This is a genomic window from Sphingobacterium sp. NGMCC 1.201703, assembly GCF_047784615.1.
GTDB lineage: Bacteria > Bacteroidota > Bacteroidia > Sphingobacteriales > Sphingobacteriaceae > Sphingobacterium.
This window is the reverse complement of sequence record NZ_JBLOHD010000008.1, coordinates 1-17,503: the sequence shown is the minus strand read 5'-3', so window position 1 is coordinate 17,503 and position 17,503 is coordinate 1. Positions and strand designations below refer to the sequence as shown.

The window sequence follows — 17,503 nt, the reverse complement described above, 5'->3', positions numbered from 1 at the left end:
GAAAGGAGAATTTAATTGTATATCAAGACAAATTTTTCGATGTTTGCAGCAAAATGAATTACCACCTGAAGTATTGGCGCCATTATTTCATTTCCCATAGCCGACATGGGACACATTCACCGTTTGTTTATAATTTGGTCGATGAGGTCATTTATCAGAAAGATAATCCCGATACGCGTTTAAATTTGCCCCAGGACATTAGTGTAAGGGGGAAGGTAGAAGAAAAAAAATATCTGCTAATCGATCGCCTATTGAAGGCTTTTGCATTTGATCAGTTTGTGGTTTTGGCAGAGAAGTCACTGCCAAGTTACGAGGTGCTGTTGAAACAGCAAGCCGGAAGTTATTCTTTTCGCAAGATCTATTATATCGATAAGACAAACCTAGACCTGGATTTTCTGGCTATCGTCGGCGAACGCGATATGCTGATTGTAAACGAGCCCCATTTGTCGGTCGAGCGTGAAGACTATTGGAAGAGGCTCAAGGATGATAGTCGCGTAGTTGTCACCATAGATTTGTATCGAATTGGCTTGGTCTTTTTTAGGGCTGGACAACGTAAGGAAAATTTTCTAATCAGGTTTTAGTTTCTCCGTTGTTCTTTCTACAATGTTTGATTAGGATTGAAAGCCATCAACGTATTACGGTATACGTGGAAGTAGATTGTATGCATCTACCCGCAAAGGTGACTTGAGGTAGACTTATTGTGAGCACAGAACTAATATAGCATCAATCAGTACCTTATTGAAATTGATGAAGGGGAGGCTGTTCAAAAAGATAAACTGGGGCTCGTCAACAATTGGATAGAAATTGTTGCAGGTTCCGGATAAAATAAAAAAAGGGGGCAGTCCATTTTTATGCCCCCTTCTTTATTTAAAAAGCTTCACTTAGGGATAGGTAAAAGCCTGATTGGCGTTTCTCCCCGTTCCGTTGTTCACCATATGAATAGTCAAATCGAATACTGCTATTGTGTTCCAAACTAAAAAAGTAGCGTAATCCGCCGCCATAACTTGGTACATACCTGCTGCTATTTTCTTTTGAAAAAGTTGACCCTATTCCAGAAAAACCAACGATACCAAAACGGGGGTGAAAACGATAACGTAATTCGGCTTGCGAAGCGAGGTAATTTTTGTCACGATAACGTCCAAGGTAATATCCGCGCATCATCATATCGCCGCCTAATTCACGGTAATTATAGAAAGGGATTGTTTTTCCGAATGTCGAACGAAGGATACCTTGGAGGGCCAGTGTGACGTTTTTATGTAGAGGAATAAAACCACGGAGATCCAGGTCCAGATTTGCGCCATTAAAATCTTCACTGGTCCATAATTTGGGTGCGTAGGCAAGTCGAAATTTGGCATAATAACCACGTGTACTATAAGAAACGTTGTCGCGGTTGTCAAATAACTGTGACACACCGAGGAGCAGTTGCTGCCCCCCTTTTTTTCCGATAAGGTCAGATCGATTAAACACATGGTCGTTGCTATCACTGCGGATTGTGAAATTATCGTACTGTATATTAACGCCCGAATACAAATTGTTATGGACTTTTTTCTCTACTTCCAGTTTTACGCGAAATAGTTTTTGGTCGATGCGCTCTTCGTCTATTTTCCAGGTATCCATACCGATGCCATAATAATTAAATGGCCAGTTGCGGTACCTAATTTCGCTGACAAAATGATAATCGTTATTTTTTGTCCAAAGATCAGTTTGAAATTTAAAGTTTGACTGATGTTTAGAGGTAAAGGTTCCCATCAATGTCATCGTGGAGGTGCGAATATGGGGATCCGATTTGTCCAGGTAAAAGTTATATGAGCTGGCTAAACCATATTCTACTCCGGTTTCCTGTGCGTACCCAACTGCAGGCAAAACCATAAAACTGCCTGAACGGGTAGAGTCTTTCTCAGCCGAAAGAAATTTTTTACTCAATTTTTGAATAATATTTTGAGCTTTCAAATCGCCTTTACCAACTATAAACAGCGCAAGTAACGCTGTATAGCGGGTAAGTTTTGAAAGTGATTGGGGTAAAATTTGCATGCCCAAAGATAGTATATTAGGCAAATAACCAAAATAGGCAAATAGTCAATTAAAAATTATTGTGCTGCATATCAGTATAATTGACAAAAAGTACTGTTTTTTTTTGATAAATATTTTTGTAAAGTGACTTTTGTGTCTATCTTTGCATCAGCAAACAAGGGAACAACGGTTCATAACAACGAAGTTTGCTTAGTTCTTTAAATGAAAAAAAAAAGTAAAAAATAAACTTGCAAAAATCAAAAGTAAATTCGATATTTGCACTCGCTGAAAAGATAAGATTATCGGATTGGCGTTGATAGAACGTAAGTTATTTTAAAAATATTAGAAGCCTCTTTAGCTCAGCTGGTAGAGCAACTGACTTGTAATCAGTAGGTCATTGGTTCGATCCCGATAAGAGGCTCTAAATGCAACGTAGGTTGCAGGTCTGGAGGGGTTCCAGAGCGGTCAAATGGGACGGACTGTAAATCCGTTGCTTCGGCTTCGAAGGTTCGAATCCTTCTCCCTCCACACTTTTTTTAATTGGAGTTTAGATTTACTCTAGTTTCTAGTTATTAAGCGGAAGTAGCTCAGTTGGTAGAGCGATAGCCTTCCAAGCTATAGGTCGCGAGTTCGAACCTCGTCTTCCGCTCAAATTTTTCAAGTATTAAATTTAGTCTCTATCTTCTTTGATAATAATGTATCTAAAGGTGGGGGCATTAATACGTAAATAAGGTTTTTTAGTAAGCCGAAGTAGCTCAGGGGTAGAGCACTTCCTTGGTAAGGAAGAGGTCGTGGGTTCAAATCCCATCTTTGGCTCGTACTTGTGTAAAGTTAAGCAAGAGTATATAACAAATAGAAATAATTTATAATTACTAATTCGCATAAACATGGCAAAAGAGAAATTTGACCGTAGTAAACCACACTTAAACATTGGTACTATCGGTCACGTTGACCACGGTAAAACTACAACTACAGCTGCTATCACTAAAGTATTGGCTGATAAAGGTTTGTCAGAAGCTCGTTCATTTGATTCAATTGACTCTGCTCCTGAAGAAAAAGAGCGTGGTATCACAATCAATACTGCACACGTAGAATATTCTACAGCTAACCGTCACTATGCACACGTTGACTGTCCAGGTCACGCTGACTACGTTAAGAACATGGTAACTGGTGCTGCTCAAATGGACGGTGCTATCATCGTAGTTGCTGCGACTGATGGTCCTATGCCTCAAACTCGTGAGCACATCTTGTTGGCTCGTCAGGTAGGTGTTCCTGCGTTAGTAGTATTCATGAACAAAACTGACTTAGTTGATGACCCTGAGTTGTTAGACTTAGTAGAAATGGAAGTTCGTGAGTTATTGTCATTCTACGAATTCCCAGGTGATGATATCCCTGTAATCAAAGGATCTGCTTTAGGTGCATTGAACGGTGAGCCTGAGTGGGTTGAGAAAATCATGGAATTAATGGATGCTGTAGATAACTACATTCCAATTCCTCCACGTTTGACTGACTTACCTTTCTTGATGCCTATCGAGGACGTATTCTCAATCACTGGTCGTGGTACAGTTGCTACAGGTCGTATCGAAAGAGGTGTAATCAACTCTGGTGATCCAGTTGAGATCCTAGGTATGGGTGCTGAGAACTTGAAATCTACAGTAACAGGTGTTGAGATGTTCCGTAAAATCTTAGATTACGGTGAGGCTGGTGATAACGTAGGTTTATTGTTACGTGGTATTGAGAAAACTGATATCAAACGTGGTATGGTTATCTGTAAACCAGGTTCAGTAACTCCTCACGATCATTTCAAAGCTGAGGTTTACGTATTGTCAAAAGCAGAAGGTGGACGTCACACTCCATTCTTCAACAAATACCGTCCTCAATTCTATTTCCGTACAACTGACGTAACTGGAGAAATCTCTTTACCAGAAGGTACTGAAATGGTTATGCCAGGTGATAACGTTACGATCTCTGTTAAATTGATCTCTCCTATCGCTATGGAAAAAGGTCTACGTTTCGCTATCCGTGAGGGTGGTCGTACAGTAGGTGCTGGTCAGGTAACTGAAATTATCTAGTCTTTAAAGATCTAGAAAAATATAAAATAAGCTAATCGACTGAGGTTGATTAGCTTATTTTTTCGATAAGCGATTTATCGGATTAAAATAAAAAAAAAGAAAAAAAGATTTGCAGAAAGTGGTTTAAAACACTATATTTGCATCACAAAATAAGAAATACACGGGCATAGTTTAAAGGTAGAACGAAGGTCTCCAAAACCTTTGGTCTGGGTTCGAGTCCTGGTGCCCGTGCTTATAAAAACAGATAAACTAAAATGGCAAAAGTACTTGATTTTTTTAAAGACTCTTATGTAGAGATCACTGAGAAAGTGACTTGGCCTACATGGTCTCAGTTGCAAAGTTCAGCTGTTATTGTGCTTGTTGCATCTCTTCTTATTGCATTGGTGGTCTTTGTAATGGATAAGGCTTCGAGTGTAGGATTAGAGTTCTTGTACGGTATTGCTTCTTAATTTTCAATAGTATTTATTTATGGCAGATCAAGGTTTAAAATGGTACGTAGTTCGTGCTGTAAGTGGGAAAGAGAAGAAAGTAAAGCAATATATTGATGCCGAAGTTAGTCGTTTAGGTATTGAACACCTGGTTCCTCAAGTGTTGATTCCAATGGAAAAATATTACTTGATGCGTGATGGTAAAAAGGTTGCTAAAGAACGTAACTACTACCCAGGCTACGTTTTATTAGAGGCTGCCTTGGATGGGGAGTTGGAGCACATCATTAAGAATATCAATAGCGTAATTGGTTTCTTGGGTGATAAAGCCGGAAATGCTGTTCCTTTGCGCCAAGCGGAAGTTAACCGTATCTTAGGTAAGGTTGATGAAATGGCAGAACAAGGCGAAACCATCAATGTTCCTTATTACGTTGGTGAAACTGTGAAAGTAAATGATGGTCCTTTTAACGGTTTTACAGGTGAAATTGAAGAGGTTCACGAAGATAAGAAGAAATTGATCGTAATGGTTAAAGTCTTCGGACGGAAGACTCCTCTTGAATTGAACTACATGCAAGTAGAAAAAGAGTAAGATTAGTAATTAACGATAGAGAAAAGCTTTCCATGAAAATTGGAAGGCTTTTTTTTTGTATATTACTACTAATGAAAAGGCCAGCGAGTTATTTAATCTTATTGTTCTATGCTTTCACATTGCTGAGCTGTGCAAATGTTGAGAAGTACAATCGTTTTATAGAGACACCCCTTGTTGTGGAGGCAATGCAGCAGGATATCAACTATGTTGAGCACAACTTGTGGAAAATGCATCCGGATTTGTTTCAGTATGTTCGAGAAGATCTGTTAAAAGCTAAGTTTGACAGCCTTCGTTTTGCGATCCGCCAGCCATTATTGCCCAACCAGTTTCAGTTGGCACTAGCGTCTGTATTGTCAGAAGTTCGGCAGGGACACATGAGCCTGAGCCCTCTTATTCCCAAATTCGATCCACAAAGTAAAGATAAAGTTCGTTACCAAAAAAGTAGGGGGCCTTTTTCGCAATTAGGCTTTCATTGGCAAGGAAATACACTTTATCTAAAAAAAAATGGAACGATGGATTCCACGTTGGTACTGGGTTCCAAAATACTCGCTATAGAAGGTATACAGCCTCAAAATCTATACACGAAATATCGTCCGACGTTTACTTCGGATGGCTATAATACAACATTTACAGACCAGGCTTTTGAGCGTTTGTTGCCGCGGTATTATCAACTGGAACTGGGATACCGGGATTCCATTGATATCTTGTTTTCTCTTGGCGAAAGTACTTACCAGCGAACTGTTGTAAGAAAGTTTGAAGCGACCGAACAAAAGAGGAAATTGGAAGTAAAATCGAAAAATCAAAACCCCATCGATATCGAGGTAGATTATTTGTACTGATCGATGGCGGGACTTTTTCTGCAGCGAGTTTGATTGCGACAAATCTAAAAGCGGGGAAGCGAGCTATTTTTGTGGGTGAGGAAACCGGAGGGGCTGCTGGAGGTACGGTTGCGGGATACCTTCCTGTGCTTAAACTTCCAAATTCCCATTTGCGTTGGCGCTTTGGTTTGATGAATATCAAACCTTATTTTCAAGTAGCCGAAGAGGGAAGGGGTGTAATGCCGGATGTTCCTGTCGTGCGCAGTATCGATGATGTGATCACGGGGAAAGATCCGGTAATGGATAAAGTGCTGAAGTCTATAGGGAATTAAGTTGGATATATAGAGCGCAAATACACCAACGCCATGAGTATTTTGAAATCAATCCAATTGTATTTATATTGGATATTATTTTTTTTATTGCCTTGAAAAATAATTCTGATTCCTTCTATGTTTAATTAGCTGGTTGAATCGTTGGCATTTCGGGAAAATAAACGAATGGACCCTGGCTTTTTCAGGAAAAGTGTAAATTCCTGAAAAATTAAAAGTTAGATACTTGCAGGATTAAAATCTTCTTATTAACTTTGCACCTCGGTTGGGGTGTTACGTCCCGACTGATGAATGTTACGTTATTTGCTTCCAACTTACTAACAGACATTTAACAAAATTAAATTCAAAACAAAATGGCAAAAGAAGTCAGTGCGTTAGTAAAATTACAAGTTAAGGGCGGAGCTGCGAATCCTTCACCTCCAGTAGGACCTGCATTAGGTGCTAAAGGTGTGAATATTATGGATTTCTGTAAGCAGTTTAACGCTCGTACGCAAGACAAACCAGGTCAAGTATTGCCTGTTGTCATTACAGTTTACGCTGATAAATCGTTCGATTTTATCATCAAGACTCCACCAGTAGCAGTTCAGTTGAAAGACGCTGCTAAATTAAAAAGTGGATCTGGCGAGCCTAACCGTAAAAAGGTTGCGGCTATCACTTGGGAACAAGTTGAGACAATCGCTAAAGATAAGATGCCTGATTTAAATGCATTTACTGTAGAGGCTGCTATGAGAATGGTAGCTGGTACAGCACGTAGTATGGGTATTACTGTATCAGGTAATGCTCCTTGGAACAATTAATTAAGAAATCAATTTAAGAAAAGTGGCTAGATTAACAAAAAATCAAAAAGCGGCACTATCCAAAATTGAAGCTGGTAAAGCATACTCTTTGAAAGAAGCTTCGGCTTTAGTTAAAGAAATCTCATTGACCAAATTTGATGCTTCTGTGGATATCGACGTTCGTTTGGGCGTAGATCCTCGTAAAGCAAATCAAATGGTTCGTGGTATTGCAACATTACCTCACGGTACTGGTAAAACTGTTCGTGTTTTAGTTTTATGTACTCCTGATAAGGAAGAAGAAGCTAAAGCGGCAGGTGCAGACTACGTAGGTTTAGATGATTACATCAGCAAAATTGAAGGTGGTTGGACTGACGTTGATATCATTATTACTATGCCTAGTGTTATGGCTAAAGTTGGTAAATTGGGTCGTATTTTAGGTCCAAGAAACTTGATGCCTAACCCTAAAACTGGTACAGTTACAACAGAAGTTGGTAAAGCTGTAACAGATGTAAAAGGTGGTAAGATCGATTTCAAAGTTGACAAAACCGGTATCATCCATACTTCTATTGGTAAAGCGTCGTTCGATGCAGATAAAATATATGATAACGCATTAGAGGTATTACAAACTCTAGCTCGTTTGAAGCCGTCTGCAGCTAAAGGAACTTACTTTAAAAGTATTCACATTTCCTCAACTATGAGTCCTGGTATTCATATTGAGACTAAATCAGTAGCAGGTATTTAATCATGAGAAAAGAAGAAAAACAAGAAATTGTTCAAGCTTTAGCCGAACAGATTAAATCTTACGGTAACTTCTATATTACCGATACTGCTGAGTTGTCAGTTGAAAAAGTGAATAACATTCGTCGTAAATGTTTCGAGCAAGGTATCGAAATCAAAGCGGTAAAAAACACGTTGATCAAAAAAGCATTGATCGAAGCTGGTGTTGACGAAGAAGATATTTTTGGAACACTTAAAGGTGCTTCTACAATGTTATTTTCTGAAGTTGCAAACGCACCTGCGAAATTGATCAAGGAGCTTCGTAAAGCTGGTGACAAACCAGTATTGAAAGCTGCTTATATTGAGCAAACTGCATTCGTTGGAGATAATCAATTAACTGCATTAGTTAATCTTAAATCTAAAAACGAACTTATCGCTGATGTTATCGCTGCATTGCAGTCACCTGCGAAAAATGTTATTTCAGCTCTTCAATCAGGAGGAAATACTGTTGCAGGTTTGGTAAAAGCTTTAGAAGAAAGAGGTTAACGAATCCTCTAGAACAAGAATTATTCGTTACAATTTAATTAACAATTTTTACAAAGTACATTCAAAAATTCAAAATAAAATGGCAGATTTAAAACAACTTGCTGAACAGTTAGTTAACTTAACAGTAAAAGAAGTTAAAGAATTAGCTGATATCTTAAAAGACGAGTATGGCATCGAGCCTGCTGCTGCTGCTGTTGCTGTAGCTGCTGCTCCAGCTGAAGGTGGTGCTGCTGCTGCTGAAGAGAAAACTTCATTTGACGTTATCTTGAAAGAAGCTGGTGGTCAAAAATTAGCTGTAGTTAAATTGGTTAAAGATTTAGCTGGATTAGGCTTGAAAGAAGCTAAAGATTTAGTTGACGGAGCACCTAAAGAATTAAAAGCTGGTGTATCTAAAGACGAAGCAGAAGCTTTGAAAAAACAATTAGAAGAAGCTGGTGCTGTTGTTGAGATTAAATAATCTCAACTAATTAGCCCGAAAAGGTTTAGACTCTGACGATTTTTCGTCAGAGTCTATTCCTATTTATATCAATACGCCACTATGCTGTGTATATGCTGGGCACAGTGGACATGTGGTTTACAGCATGCATGTAAGCGCAGTTTTTTTAAAACTAAAATTCATATTCCCTTGGCAAACAATAATATTCAACAAGAAAGAATAAACTTTGCGACAAGTAAGAAAGTATTGGAATATCCAGATTTCTTAGATGTGCAATTGGAATCTTTCAAGGAGTTTTTTCAATTAGAAACTACTTCTGACAACCGCCATCAGGAAGGGCTGTTCAAGGTATTCTCGGAAAACTTCCCTATTTCTGATTCAAGAAACATTTTTGTGCTAGAGTTTTTGGATTATTTCATTGATCCACCACGTTACGATATCCAAGAGTGTATCGAACGCGGCTTGACTTATAGCGTTCCTTTAAAGGCTAAGTTAAAGTTATCTTGTAATGATGAAGAACACGAAGATTTCGAAACTATTGTTCAGGATGTATATTTAGGGACTATCCCTTATATGACTCCTAAAGGTACTTTCGTGGTAAATGGTGCAGAGCGTGTCATCGTATCGCAATTACACCGTTCACCGGGCGTTTTCTTTGGTCAAAGTAGACACACAAATGGTACTAAACTTTATTCTGCAAGGGTAATTCCTTTCAAAGGATCTTGGATCGAATTCGCGACAGACGTAAACAACGTTATGTATGCTTATATCGACCGTAAAAAGAAATTCCCAGTAACTACCTTATTGCGTGCTATCGGTTACGATTCGGATAAAGATATCTTAGAATTGTTTGACCTAGCTGATGAAGTAAAAGTTAGTAAATCTGGTCTTAAAAAATATGTTGGCCGTCGTCTAGCGGCTAGGGTATTAAAAAAATGGGTAGAAGATTTCGTAGATGAGGATACTGGTGAAGTGGTATCTATCGACCGTAATGAAATTATCCTTGAACGTGAAACTGTTCTAGAAGAAGATCACATTGATCTGATCATCGAAGCTGGTGTTAAGTCTATTATCTTAGCCAAAGACGATGAGTCAAATAATGCCGATTATTCTATTATATATAATACTTTACAAAAAGATACCTCCAATTCAGAAAAAGAAGCGGTAGAGCATATCTATCGTCAATTGCGTAACGCTGAACCACCAGATGAGGAAACTGCTCGTGGTATCATTGACCGTTTATTCTTTTCTGATAAACGTTATGATTTGGGTGATGTAGGTCGTTACCGTATCAACCGTAAGTTGAAATTGGGTACTCCTGATGATACGAAAGTCCTGACACGTGAAGATATTATCGCAATCGTGAAGTACTTGATCAACTTGATCAACTCCAAAGCCGAGGTGGATGATATTGACCACTTATCAAACCGTCGTGTACGTACTGTAGGTGAACAATTATATGCTCAATTTGGTGTAGGTCTATCTCGTATGGCGCGTACAATCCGTGAGCGTATGAACATTCGTGATAATGAGGTGTTTACGCCGACCGATTTGATTAATGCACGTACTCTTTCGTCTGTAATCAATTCTTTCTTTGGTACAAACCAGTTGTCTCAGTTCATGGACCAAACTAACCCTCTTGCTGAGATCACGCATAAGCGTCGTTTGTCAGCTTTAGGTCCAGGTGGTCTTTCCCGTGAGCGCGCAGGTTTCGAGGTTCGTGACGTTCACTATACACACTATGGTCGTCTTTGTACAATCGAAACACCAGAGGGACCAAATATCGGTTTGATCTCCTCATTGGCTGTACATGCGAAAATCAACCACTTAGGATTTATCGAAACTCCTTACCGTAAGGTTAAAGATGGGGTTGTTGTGGTCGATGAACCTGTAGTATACTTATCTGCTGAGGATGAAGATGGTAAAACAATTGCACAAGCGAATGCTTTGTATGATGACAAAGGTAATTTCGAAGATGCGAAAGTGAAAGCCAGATATGAGGGTGACTTCCCAATTATCGAGCCTAATATGCTTGATTATATGGACGTTGCTCCAAACCAAATTACCTCTATTGCGGCTTCGTTGATTCCTTTCTTGGAACATGATGATGCCAACCGTGCATTGATGGGATCGAACATGCAACGTCAGGCTGTGCCTGTATTGCGTCCACAAGCTCCTATCGTAGGTACTGGTCTTGAAGGTCGTGTTGCAAAAGATTCACGTACCTTGATCAATGCCGAAGGTCATGGCGTAGTAGAATATGTAGATGCTGATGAAATCAAGATCCGTTACGACAGAAACGACGATGATCGTCTTGTATCATTCGATGATGATGTCAAAACGTATAAATTGATCAAATTCAAGAAAACCAACCAAAATACATGTATGAACTTGAAGCCTATCGTTAAGAAAGGTCAACGAGTTGAACCAGGACAGGTATTATGTGAAGGTTATGCGACTGAAAATGGTGAATTGGCATTAGGTCGTAACTTGAAAGTTGCATTCATGCCTTGGCAAGGATATAACTTTGAGGATGCGATCGTAATTTCTGAGCGTGTAGCGAAAGAAGACTGGTTTACTTCTCTTCACATCGAAGAATTCGAACTTGAAGTTCGTGACACAAAACGTGGTGAAGAAGAGTTAACAGCTGATATTCCTAACGTATCTGAAGAAGCGACAAAAGACTTGGACGAAAACGGTATTATCCGTATCGGTGCTGAAGTTGGTGGTGGTGATATCCTTATCGGTAAAATCACGCCTAAAGGCGAGTCTGATCCTTCTCCAGAAGAGAAATTGTTACGTGCAATCTTTGGAGACAAAGCTGGTGACGTGAAAGATGCTTCATTGAAAACTCCACCTTCATTGAAAGGTGTTGTTATCGATACGAAGTTATTCTCGCGTGCGAAGAAAATGTCTAAAGAGGTTGAACGTAAAACTTTAGAGAAATTAGAGGTTGCTCATGATAGAGCTGTTAAATCATTGAAAGATCGTTTGGTTGAAAAATTATTCACTGTAGTGAATGGTAAAACAAGCCAAGGGGTATACAATGTCTATAAAGAGTTGTTGGTTGCTAAGGGAGCTAAGTTTACGCAAAAAATCCTAGCTGAATTAGATTATAACAACATCAACCCAATGGGATGGACAACTGACGAAGATAAAAACGAGTTGATCAAAATGGCTCTTCATAATTACAATATCAAAATTAATGAAGAGTTAGGTTCGTTCAAACGTGATAAATTCGCAGTATCTGTCGGTGATGAACTTCCATCAGGAATTGTGCAGATGGCTAAAGTTTACGTTGCTAAGAAACGTAAGTTGAAAGTAGGGGACAAAATGGCTGGTCGTCACGGTAACAAAGGTATCGTTGCACGTATTGTACGTGATGAGGATATGCCATTCTTAGAAGACGGTACACCAGTTGATATCGTGTTGAACCCACTAGGGGTACCTTCACGGATGAACTTGGGTCAGATCTACGAAACTGTATTGGGTTGGGCTGGTCAAAAATTAGGTGTTAAGTTTGCTACACCGATCTTTGACGGTGCTGAAATGGATCAGGTACAAGATTGGGTTGCTAAGGCCGGTTTACCAAAATCTGGACGTACATATTTGTACAATGGATTGACGGGAGACCGTTTTGATCAACCAACGACAGTGGGTGTCATCTACATGTTGAAATTAGGTCACATGGTTGATGATAAAATGCACGCACGTTCAATCGGTCCGTACTCATTGATCACACAACAACCTCTGGGTGGTAAAGCGCAATTCGGTGGTCAGCGTTTCGGTGAGATGGAGGTTTGGGCATTGGAGGCATTCGGTGCATCTAACATCCTTCAAGAGATCTTAACGGTGAAATCGGATGACGTGGTTGGTCGTGCCAAAACTTACGAGGCAATCGTAAAAGGTAACAATCTTCCGACACCATCGGTACCAGAATCGTTTAACGTATTGGTACACGAGTTACGTGGATTGGGTCTAGATATCACATTGGATTAATTAAGCAAATAGGGCTTTGAAGGGCTCAGTCCTTCAAGGCTTCTTTATAAAGCTTTAACTTTTGAATAAGTATGTCTTACAAAAAAGATAATAAAATTAAAAGCAACTTCACTTCGATTACGATCAGCTTGGCTTCTCCAGAAACTATTTTGGAACGCTCAAGTGGTGAAGTTACAAAACCAGAAACGATTAACTATCGTACCTACAAACCAGAACGTGACGGTTTATTCTGTGAGCGTATTTTTGGTCCTGTAAAGGACTACGAATGTCACTGTGGTAAATACAAACGTATCCGTTATAAAGGTATCGTATGTGACCGTTGTGGTGTTGAAGTAACTGAGAAAAAAGTACGTCGTGAGCGTATGGGACATATCAATTTGGTTGTTCCTGTTGCACACATCTGGTACTTCCGTTCTCTTCCTAATAAAATTGGTTATTTATTGGGACTTCCTACCAAGAAATTGGATATGATCATTTACTACGAACGTTATGTGGTTATCCAAGCTGGTATTAAGGAAGAAGATGGTATCAACTTCATGGACTTCTTGACTGAAGAAGAATATTTAGATATTTTAGATACCTTACCAAAAGAAAATCAATATTTAGACGATAACGATCCTCAAAAATTCGTTGCCAAGATGGGTGCTGAGGCCTTGGAAGACTTGTTGAAACGTATTGATTTGGATCAATTGTCTTACGATTTACGTCACCAGGCCGCTAATGAAACTTCGCAGCAACGTAAAAATGAAGCGTTAAAACGTCTTCATGTGGTTGAAGCTTTCCGTAGCTCACGTGAAAATATCGAGAATCGTCCAGAATGGATGATTGTGAAAATCGTTCCGATCATCCCGCCTGAATTACGTCCTTTAGTGCCTTTGGATGGTGGTCGCTTTGCGACTTCGGATTTGAACGACTTATACCGTCGTGTGATTATCCGTAACAACCGTTTAAAACGTTTGATCGAGATCAAAGCTCCTGAAGTAATCTTACGTAACGAAAAACGTATGCTTCAAGAAGCGGTAGATTCTTTGTTTGACAATTCACGTAAAGTGAATGCTGTTAAGACAGAAGGTAACCGTGCATTGAAGTCATTATCTGATATTTTGAAAGGTAAACAAGGTCGTTTCCGTCAAAACTTGTTAGGTAAGCGTGTGGATTATTCGGCCCGTTCGGTAATTGTTGTAGGTCCTCACTTGAAATTACACGAGTGTGGTCTTCCTAAAGATATGGCTGCTGAACTTTACAAACCGTTTATCATCCGTAAGATGATCGAGCGTGGTATTGTAAAAACAGTAAAATCTGCTAAAAAAATCGTTGATCGCAAAGATCCTGTGGTATGGGATATCCTCGAAAATGTATTGAAAGGTCACCCTGTATTGCTAAACCGTGCACCTACGCTTCACCGTTTGGGTATTCAGGCTTTCCAACCTACATTGGTGGAAGGAAAAGCGATCCAATTGCACCCATTAGTGTGTACAGCGTTCAACGCCGATTTTGACGGTGACCAAATGGCGGTTCACTTACCTTTAGGTAATGCCGCAGTTTTGGAAGCCCAAATCTTGATGTTGGCAGCCCACAATATCTTAAACCCTGCGAATGGTTCCCCAATTACAGTACCATCTCAAGACATGGTATTGGGTCTTTACTATATTACTAAAGGCCGTAGAACTGCTGGCGATCATATCGTAAGAGGTCAAGATATGACTTTCTATTCGGCCGAAGAGGTTATCATTGCTTTAAATGAGAAGCAAATTGACCTTCACGCTTGGATTAAAGTAAAAACAAAAGTTAGACAAAAAGATGGTAGTATCGTTGATACCTTGTTAGAAACAACTGTAGGTCGCGTGATCTTCAACCAAGTTGTTCCAGATGAAATGGGTTTCGTAAACGAACTGCTTACCAAAAAATCTTTACGTAATATCATTGGCGAGATTGTGAAGACAACGGGTATGGCTCGTGCTGCGCAATTCTTGGACGATATGAAAGAATTGGGATATCAAACAGCCTTCAAAGGTGGTCTTTCTTTCAACTTGGAAGATTTGAACATTCCTGCTGCGAAAGCTGAATTGATTCAACAAGCAACTAACGAGGTTGAAGAAGTAATGAATAACTATAACATGGGTTTCATTACAAACAACGAACGTTACAACCAAATCATCGATATCTGGACACGTATCAACAACAGATTGACGGCACACGTTATGGATATTCTTTCGAATGATAACCAAGGTTTCAACTCAGTTTACATGATGTTGGATTCTGGAGCCCGTGGTTCGAAAGAGCAGATCCGTCAGTTATGTGGTATGCGTGGTTTGATGGCGAAACCTCAGAAATCCGGTACTTCTGGTGGTGAGATTATCGAAAACCCAATCTTATCAAACTTTAAAGAAGGTTTGTCCGTATTGGAATACTTTATCTCTACCCACGGTGCGCGTAAAGGTCTTGCCGATACGGCATTGAAAACGGCCGATGCGGGTTACTTGACTCGTCGTTTACATGATGTAGCACAAGACATGATCGTCGTGGAACAAGATTGTGGTGGTTTACGTGGTATTTATACGACAGCATTGAAAGATAATGATGATGTTGTTGAACCATTGTTCGATCGGATTTTGGGTCGTACGCCTTTACATGATGTATTCCATCCGGAAACAGAGGAGTTGATCGTTTCTGCAAACGAAGATATTACAGAGGAAATCGCTGAAACTATTGAGAAAGCGGGTATCGAAGGTATTGAGATTCGCACGGTATTGACTTGTGAGTCGAAGCGTGGTGTTTGTGCATGTTGTTACGGACGTAACTTGGCGTCAGGTAAACGTGTTCAGTTAGGTGAAGCTGTCGGTGTTATTGCCGCTCAGTCAATCGGTGAGCCAGGTACACAGTTGACACTTCGTACGTTCCACGTGGGTGGTACGGCATCGAATATTGCTGCTGACTCAAGCATCATTTCTAAATACGATGGTAAAATCGAATTTGAAAACGTACGTACTGTTTCGCAAACAAATGACAATGGTACACATCAGGTTGTCTTAGGACGTTCTGGTGAGGTTAAGATCATTGATGCACACAATAAGATTGTATTCCAACAAAATATCCCTTATGGTTCGCAGTTGTTCGTTGAGGATGGCGGTACAGTAGCTAAAGGTGATAAATTGGTAGAGTGGGATCCATATAACGCAGTAATTATCTCTGAATTTGCTGGTAAAGTTGAGTTTGATGCGATCATCGAAGGTGTTACCTTCCGTGAGGAATCAGATGAGCAAACTGGTCACAAAGAGAAGGTAATTATTGAAACACGTGATAAAACGAAAAACCCATCCATCAAGATTCTTGATAAATCAGGAGAGGTTATTCGTACATACAATATTCCAGTAGGTGCCCACGTTGCTGTTGCTAACGGTGTGACTGTTAAAGAAGGTGGTATCTTAGTTAAGATTCCTCGTTCTACTGGTAAAACACGAGATATTACGGGTGGTCTTCCACGTGTAACCGAGTTGTTCGAAGCACGTAACCCTTCTAACCCTGCTGTTGTAACAGAAATCGACGGTGTGGTAACATTAGGTGGTGTGAAACGTGGTAACCGTGAGATGTCTATCGAGTCTCGTGATGGTCAAATCAAGAAATACTTGGTACCTCTTTCTAAACATATCCTTGTTCAGGATAATGACTTCGTGAAAGCTGGTATGCCATTATCAGATGGTTCGATTTCTCCTGCGGATATCTTGTCGATCAAAGGTCCATCAGCTGTGCAACATTACATTGTGAATGGTATCCAAGAGGTATACCGTTTGCAAGGTGTGAAGATCAACGATAAACACTTTGAGACGATCGTTCACCAAATGATGCAAAAAGTTAACATCGAAGATCCAGGAGATACTCGTTTCTTAGAAAAAGAAGCAGTTAACAAATGGGATTTCATGGAAGAGAATGATTCCTTGTTTGACAAAAAAGTGGTTGTTGATGCAGGAGACTCGAATAACTTACGTCCAGGACAGATTGTTTCTTTACGTAAGTTGAGAGAGGAAAACTCAAGCTTGAAACGTCGTGACTTAAAACTTGTAGAAGTACGTGAAGCAATTCCAGCGACTTCAAGTCCATTGTTGCAAGGTATCACTAGAGCATCATTAGGTACCAAATCGTTCATCTCTGCAGCCTCTTTCCAAGAGACTACAAAAGTGTTGAACGAGGCTGCTATCGCAGGTAAACGTGATAACTTATTAGGTTTGAAAGAAAACGTAATCGTTGGTCACTTGATCCCTTCAGGTACAGGTATCCGTCAATACAGCAATTTAATCGTGGGCTCTCGCGAGGAGTACGATCAATTGTTGGCTTCGAAAGAAGAAGATTAATCGTTACTCGATTATTATATAAAAAAGGTCCAAGTGTATGCTTGGGCCTTTTTTGCTTCATGGAAACTCATTGATCTATATTCTTCAAGACGAGTGGATTTACTCTATATGAGCATATTTTGCTTCTCCACAAAAGGAAAATGACAATTGATGTTTTCTTGTCCATTTTACTTACAGATTTTGCCTGTTAATGGATGTGCCAGTTTGTTAATTTGACCTGTTGGATTGCCCATGGAATACTATTTTTCAAATGAATCTTTCAATGTTACAGTAAGTTAACTTTTTTATTAAAAAATAATAAACAAAAGTCTTGGAAGTGATTATAAAAACTCCCTATCTTTGCACCACTCCGCAAGGGAGGGACGGTTGCCGCGAGAGCAGGCAGCCATGAAAAAAGAAAGGTTTAAGAGAGCCTGGCAGGATTTAAAATCCCGTTC

At 39.7% G+C, this 17,503-nt stretch carries 13 protein-coding genes and 5 tRNA genes; 17 read left to right on the top strand and 1 reads right to left on the bottom strand.

Translation table 11 applies throughout. The annotated features are described in order from the left end of the window. Positions 1 to 53: 53 nt before the first annotated feature. Entirely contained in the window at positions 54 to 581 is a 528-nt protein-coding gene (locus ACK8HY_RS17350; protein WP_416134323.1) for a hypothetical protein, read from the top strand. 286 nt (positions 582 to 867) lie between these two features. On the opposite strand, the gene ACK8HY_RS17345 is transcribed toward ACK8HY_RS17350, so the two are convergent. Further along, positions 868 to 2,031, bottom strand: a complete 1,164-nt coding sequence (locus tag ACK8HY_RS17345; RefSeq protein ID WP_416134322.1) for a polymerase — start codon at positions 2,029 to 2,031, stop codon at positions 868 to 870. Between the two features lie 327 nt (positions 2,032 to 2,358). Between ACK8HY_RS17345 and ACK8HY_RS17340 the strand changes: the two genes are divergently transcribed. The 16 genes from ACK8HY_RS17340 (at position 2,359) to rpoC (ending at position 17,066) form a co-directional block, all read left to right on the top strand. Continuing rightward, a tRNA-Thr gene (locus tag ACK8HY_RS17340) sits at positions 2,359 to 2,431 on the top strand. A gap of 26 nt (positions 2,432 to 2,457) precedes the next feature. Further along, positions 2,458 to 2,538 (top strand) — tRNA-Tyr (locus ACK8HY_RS17335). A 48-nt stretch (positions 2,539 to 2,586) separates the two neighbouring features. After that, positions 2,587 to 2,659: transfer RNA gene (locus ACK8HY_RS17330), tRNA-Gly, on the top strand. A gap of 95 nt (positions 2,660 to 2,754) precedes the next feature. Next, a tRNA-Thr gene (locus tag ACK8HY_RS17325) sits at positions 2,755 to 2,826 on the top strand. 71 nt (positions 2,827 to 2,897) lie between these two features. Continuing rightward, positions 2,898 to 4,082, top strand: coding sequence for an elongation factor Tu (gene tuf / locus ACK8HY_RS17320; protein ID WP_077437774.1), 1,185 nt, complete (start codon positions 2,898 to 2,900; stop codon positions 4,080 to 4,082). Between the two features lie 160 nt (positions 4,083 to 4,242). Beyond that, positions 4,243 to 4,313, top strand: a tRNA-Trp gene (locus tag ACK8HY_RS17315). Positions 4,314 to 4,336: 23 nt separating this feature from the next. After that, complete coding sequence (secE, locus tag ACK8HY_RS17310; protein ID WP_028072657.1) at positions 4,337 to 4,531, top strand: preprotein translocase subunit SecE; 195 nt, start codon at positions 4,337 to 4,339, stop codon at positions 4,529 to 4,531. 19 nt (positions 4,532 to 4,550) lie between these two features. Continuing rightward, a complete protein-coding gene (nusG, locus tag ACK8HY_RS17305; protein WP_077437773.1) occupies positions 4,551 to 5,096 on the top strand; it encodes a transcription termination/antitermination protein NusG in 546 nt (181 codons plus the stop codon). Between the two features lie 71 nt (positions 5,097 to 5,167). Further along, complete coding sequence (locus ACK8HY_RS17300; protein WP_416134321.1) at positions 5,168 to 5,935, top strand: hypothetical protein; 768 nt, start codon at positions 5,168 to 5,170, stop codon at positions 5,933 to 5,935. Then, positions 5,875 to 6,246, top strand: coding sequence for a S41 family peptidase (locus tag ACK8HY_RS17295; RefSeq protein WP_416134446.1), 372 nt, complete (start codon positions 5,875 to 5,877; stop codon positions 6,244 to 6,246). The genes ACK8HY_RS17300 and ACK8HY_RS17295 overlap by 61 nt, the downstream gene beginning before the upstream one ends. Before the next feature lie 350 nt (positions 6,247 to 6,596). Then, positions 6,597 to 7,040 (top strand): 50S ribosomal protein L11, encoded by a 444-nt coding sequence (gene rplK / locus ACK8HY_RS17290; protein ID WP_028072660.1) that lies wholly within the window; start codon positions 6,597 to 6,599, stop codon positions 7,038 to 7,040. A 22-nt stretch (positions 7,041 to 7,062) separates the two neighbouring features. Further along, on the top strand, positions 7,063 to 7,761 hold the full coding sequence (gene rplA, locus ACK8HY_RS17285) for a 50S ribosomal protein L1 (protein ID WP_046672240.1): 699 nt from the start codon (positions 7,063 to 7,065) through the stop codon (positions 7,759 to 7,761). A gap of 2 nt (positions 7,762 to 7,763) precedes the next feature. Then, positions 7,764 to 8,282: a 50S ribosomal protein L10 gene (rplJ, locus tag ACK8HY_RS17280; protein ID WP_077437770.1), complete on the top strand. Its 519-nt coding sequence runs from the start codon at positions 7,764 to 7,766 to the stop codon at positions 8,280 to 8,282. A gap of 79 nt (positions 8,283 to 8,361) precedes the next feature. Further along, complete coding sequence (gene rplL, locus ACK8HY_RS17275) at positions 8,362 to 8,739, top strand: 50S ribosomal protein L7/L12 (RefSeq protein WP_002992785.1); 378 nt, start codon at positions 8,362 to 8,364, stop codon at positions 8,737 to 8,739. A gap of 168 nt (positions 8,740 to 8,907) precedes the next feature. Then, a complete protein-coding gene (gene rpoB / locus ACK8HY_RS17270) occupies positions 8,908 to 12,717 on the top strand; it encodes a DNA-directed RNA polymerase subunit beta (RefSeq protein ID WP_046672286.1) in 3,810 nt (1,269 codons plus the stop codon). Positions 12,718 to 12,788: 71 nt separating this feature from the next. Continuing rightward, complete coding sequence (gene rpoC, locus ACK8HY_RS17265; protein ID WP_077437769.1) at positions 12,789 to 17,066, top strand: DNA-directed RNA polymerase subunit beta'; 4,278 nt, start codon at positions 12,789 to 12,791, stop codon at positions 17,064 to 17,066. Positions 17,067 to 17,503 lie beyond the last annotated feature (437 nt).

Bases quoted from the DNA above. Each gene is read 5' to 3' on its own strand.
- ACK8HY_RS17350 (WP_416134323.1), top strand. From the start codon at position 54: ATGAATTACCACCTGAAGTATTGGCGCCATTATTTCATTTCCCATAGC.
- ACK8HY_RS17345 (WP_416134322.1), bottom strand. From the start codon at position 2,031: ATGCAAATTTTACCCCAATCACTTTCAAAACTTACCCGCTATACAGCG.
- tuf (WP_077437774.1), top strand. From the start codon at position 2,898: ATGGCAAAAGAGAAATTTGACCGTAGTAAACCACACTTAAACATTGGT.
- secE (WP_028072657.1), top strand. From the start codon at position 4,337: ATGGCAAAAGTACTTGATTTTTTTAAAGACTCTTATGTAGAGATCACT.
- nusG (WP_077437773.1), top strand. From the start codon at position 4,551: ATGGCAGATCAAGGTTTAAAATGGTACGTAGTTCGTGCTGTAAGTGGG.
- ACK8HY_RS17300 (WP_416134321.1), top strand. From the start codon at position 5,168: ATGAAAAGGCCAGCGAGTTATTTAATCTTATTGTTCTATGCTTTCACA.
- rplK (WP_028072660.1), top strand. From the start codon at position 6,597: ATGGCAAAAGAAGTCAGTGCGTTAGTAAAATTACAAGTTAAGGGCGGA.
- rplJ (WP_077437770.1), top strand. From the start codon at position 7,764: ATGAGAAAAGAAGAAAAACAAGAAATTGTTCAAGCTTTAGCCGAACAG.
- rplL (WP_002992785.1), top strand. From the start codon at position 8,362: ATGGCAGATTTAAAACAACTTGCTGAACAGTTAGTTAACTTAACAGTA.
- rpoC (WP_077437769.1), top strand. From the start codon at position 12,789: ATGTCTTACAAAAAAGATAATAAAATTAAAAGCAACTTCACTTCGATT.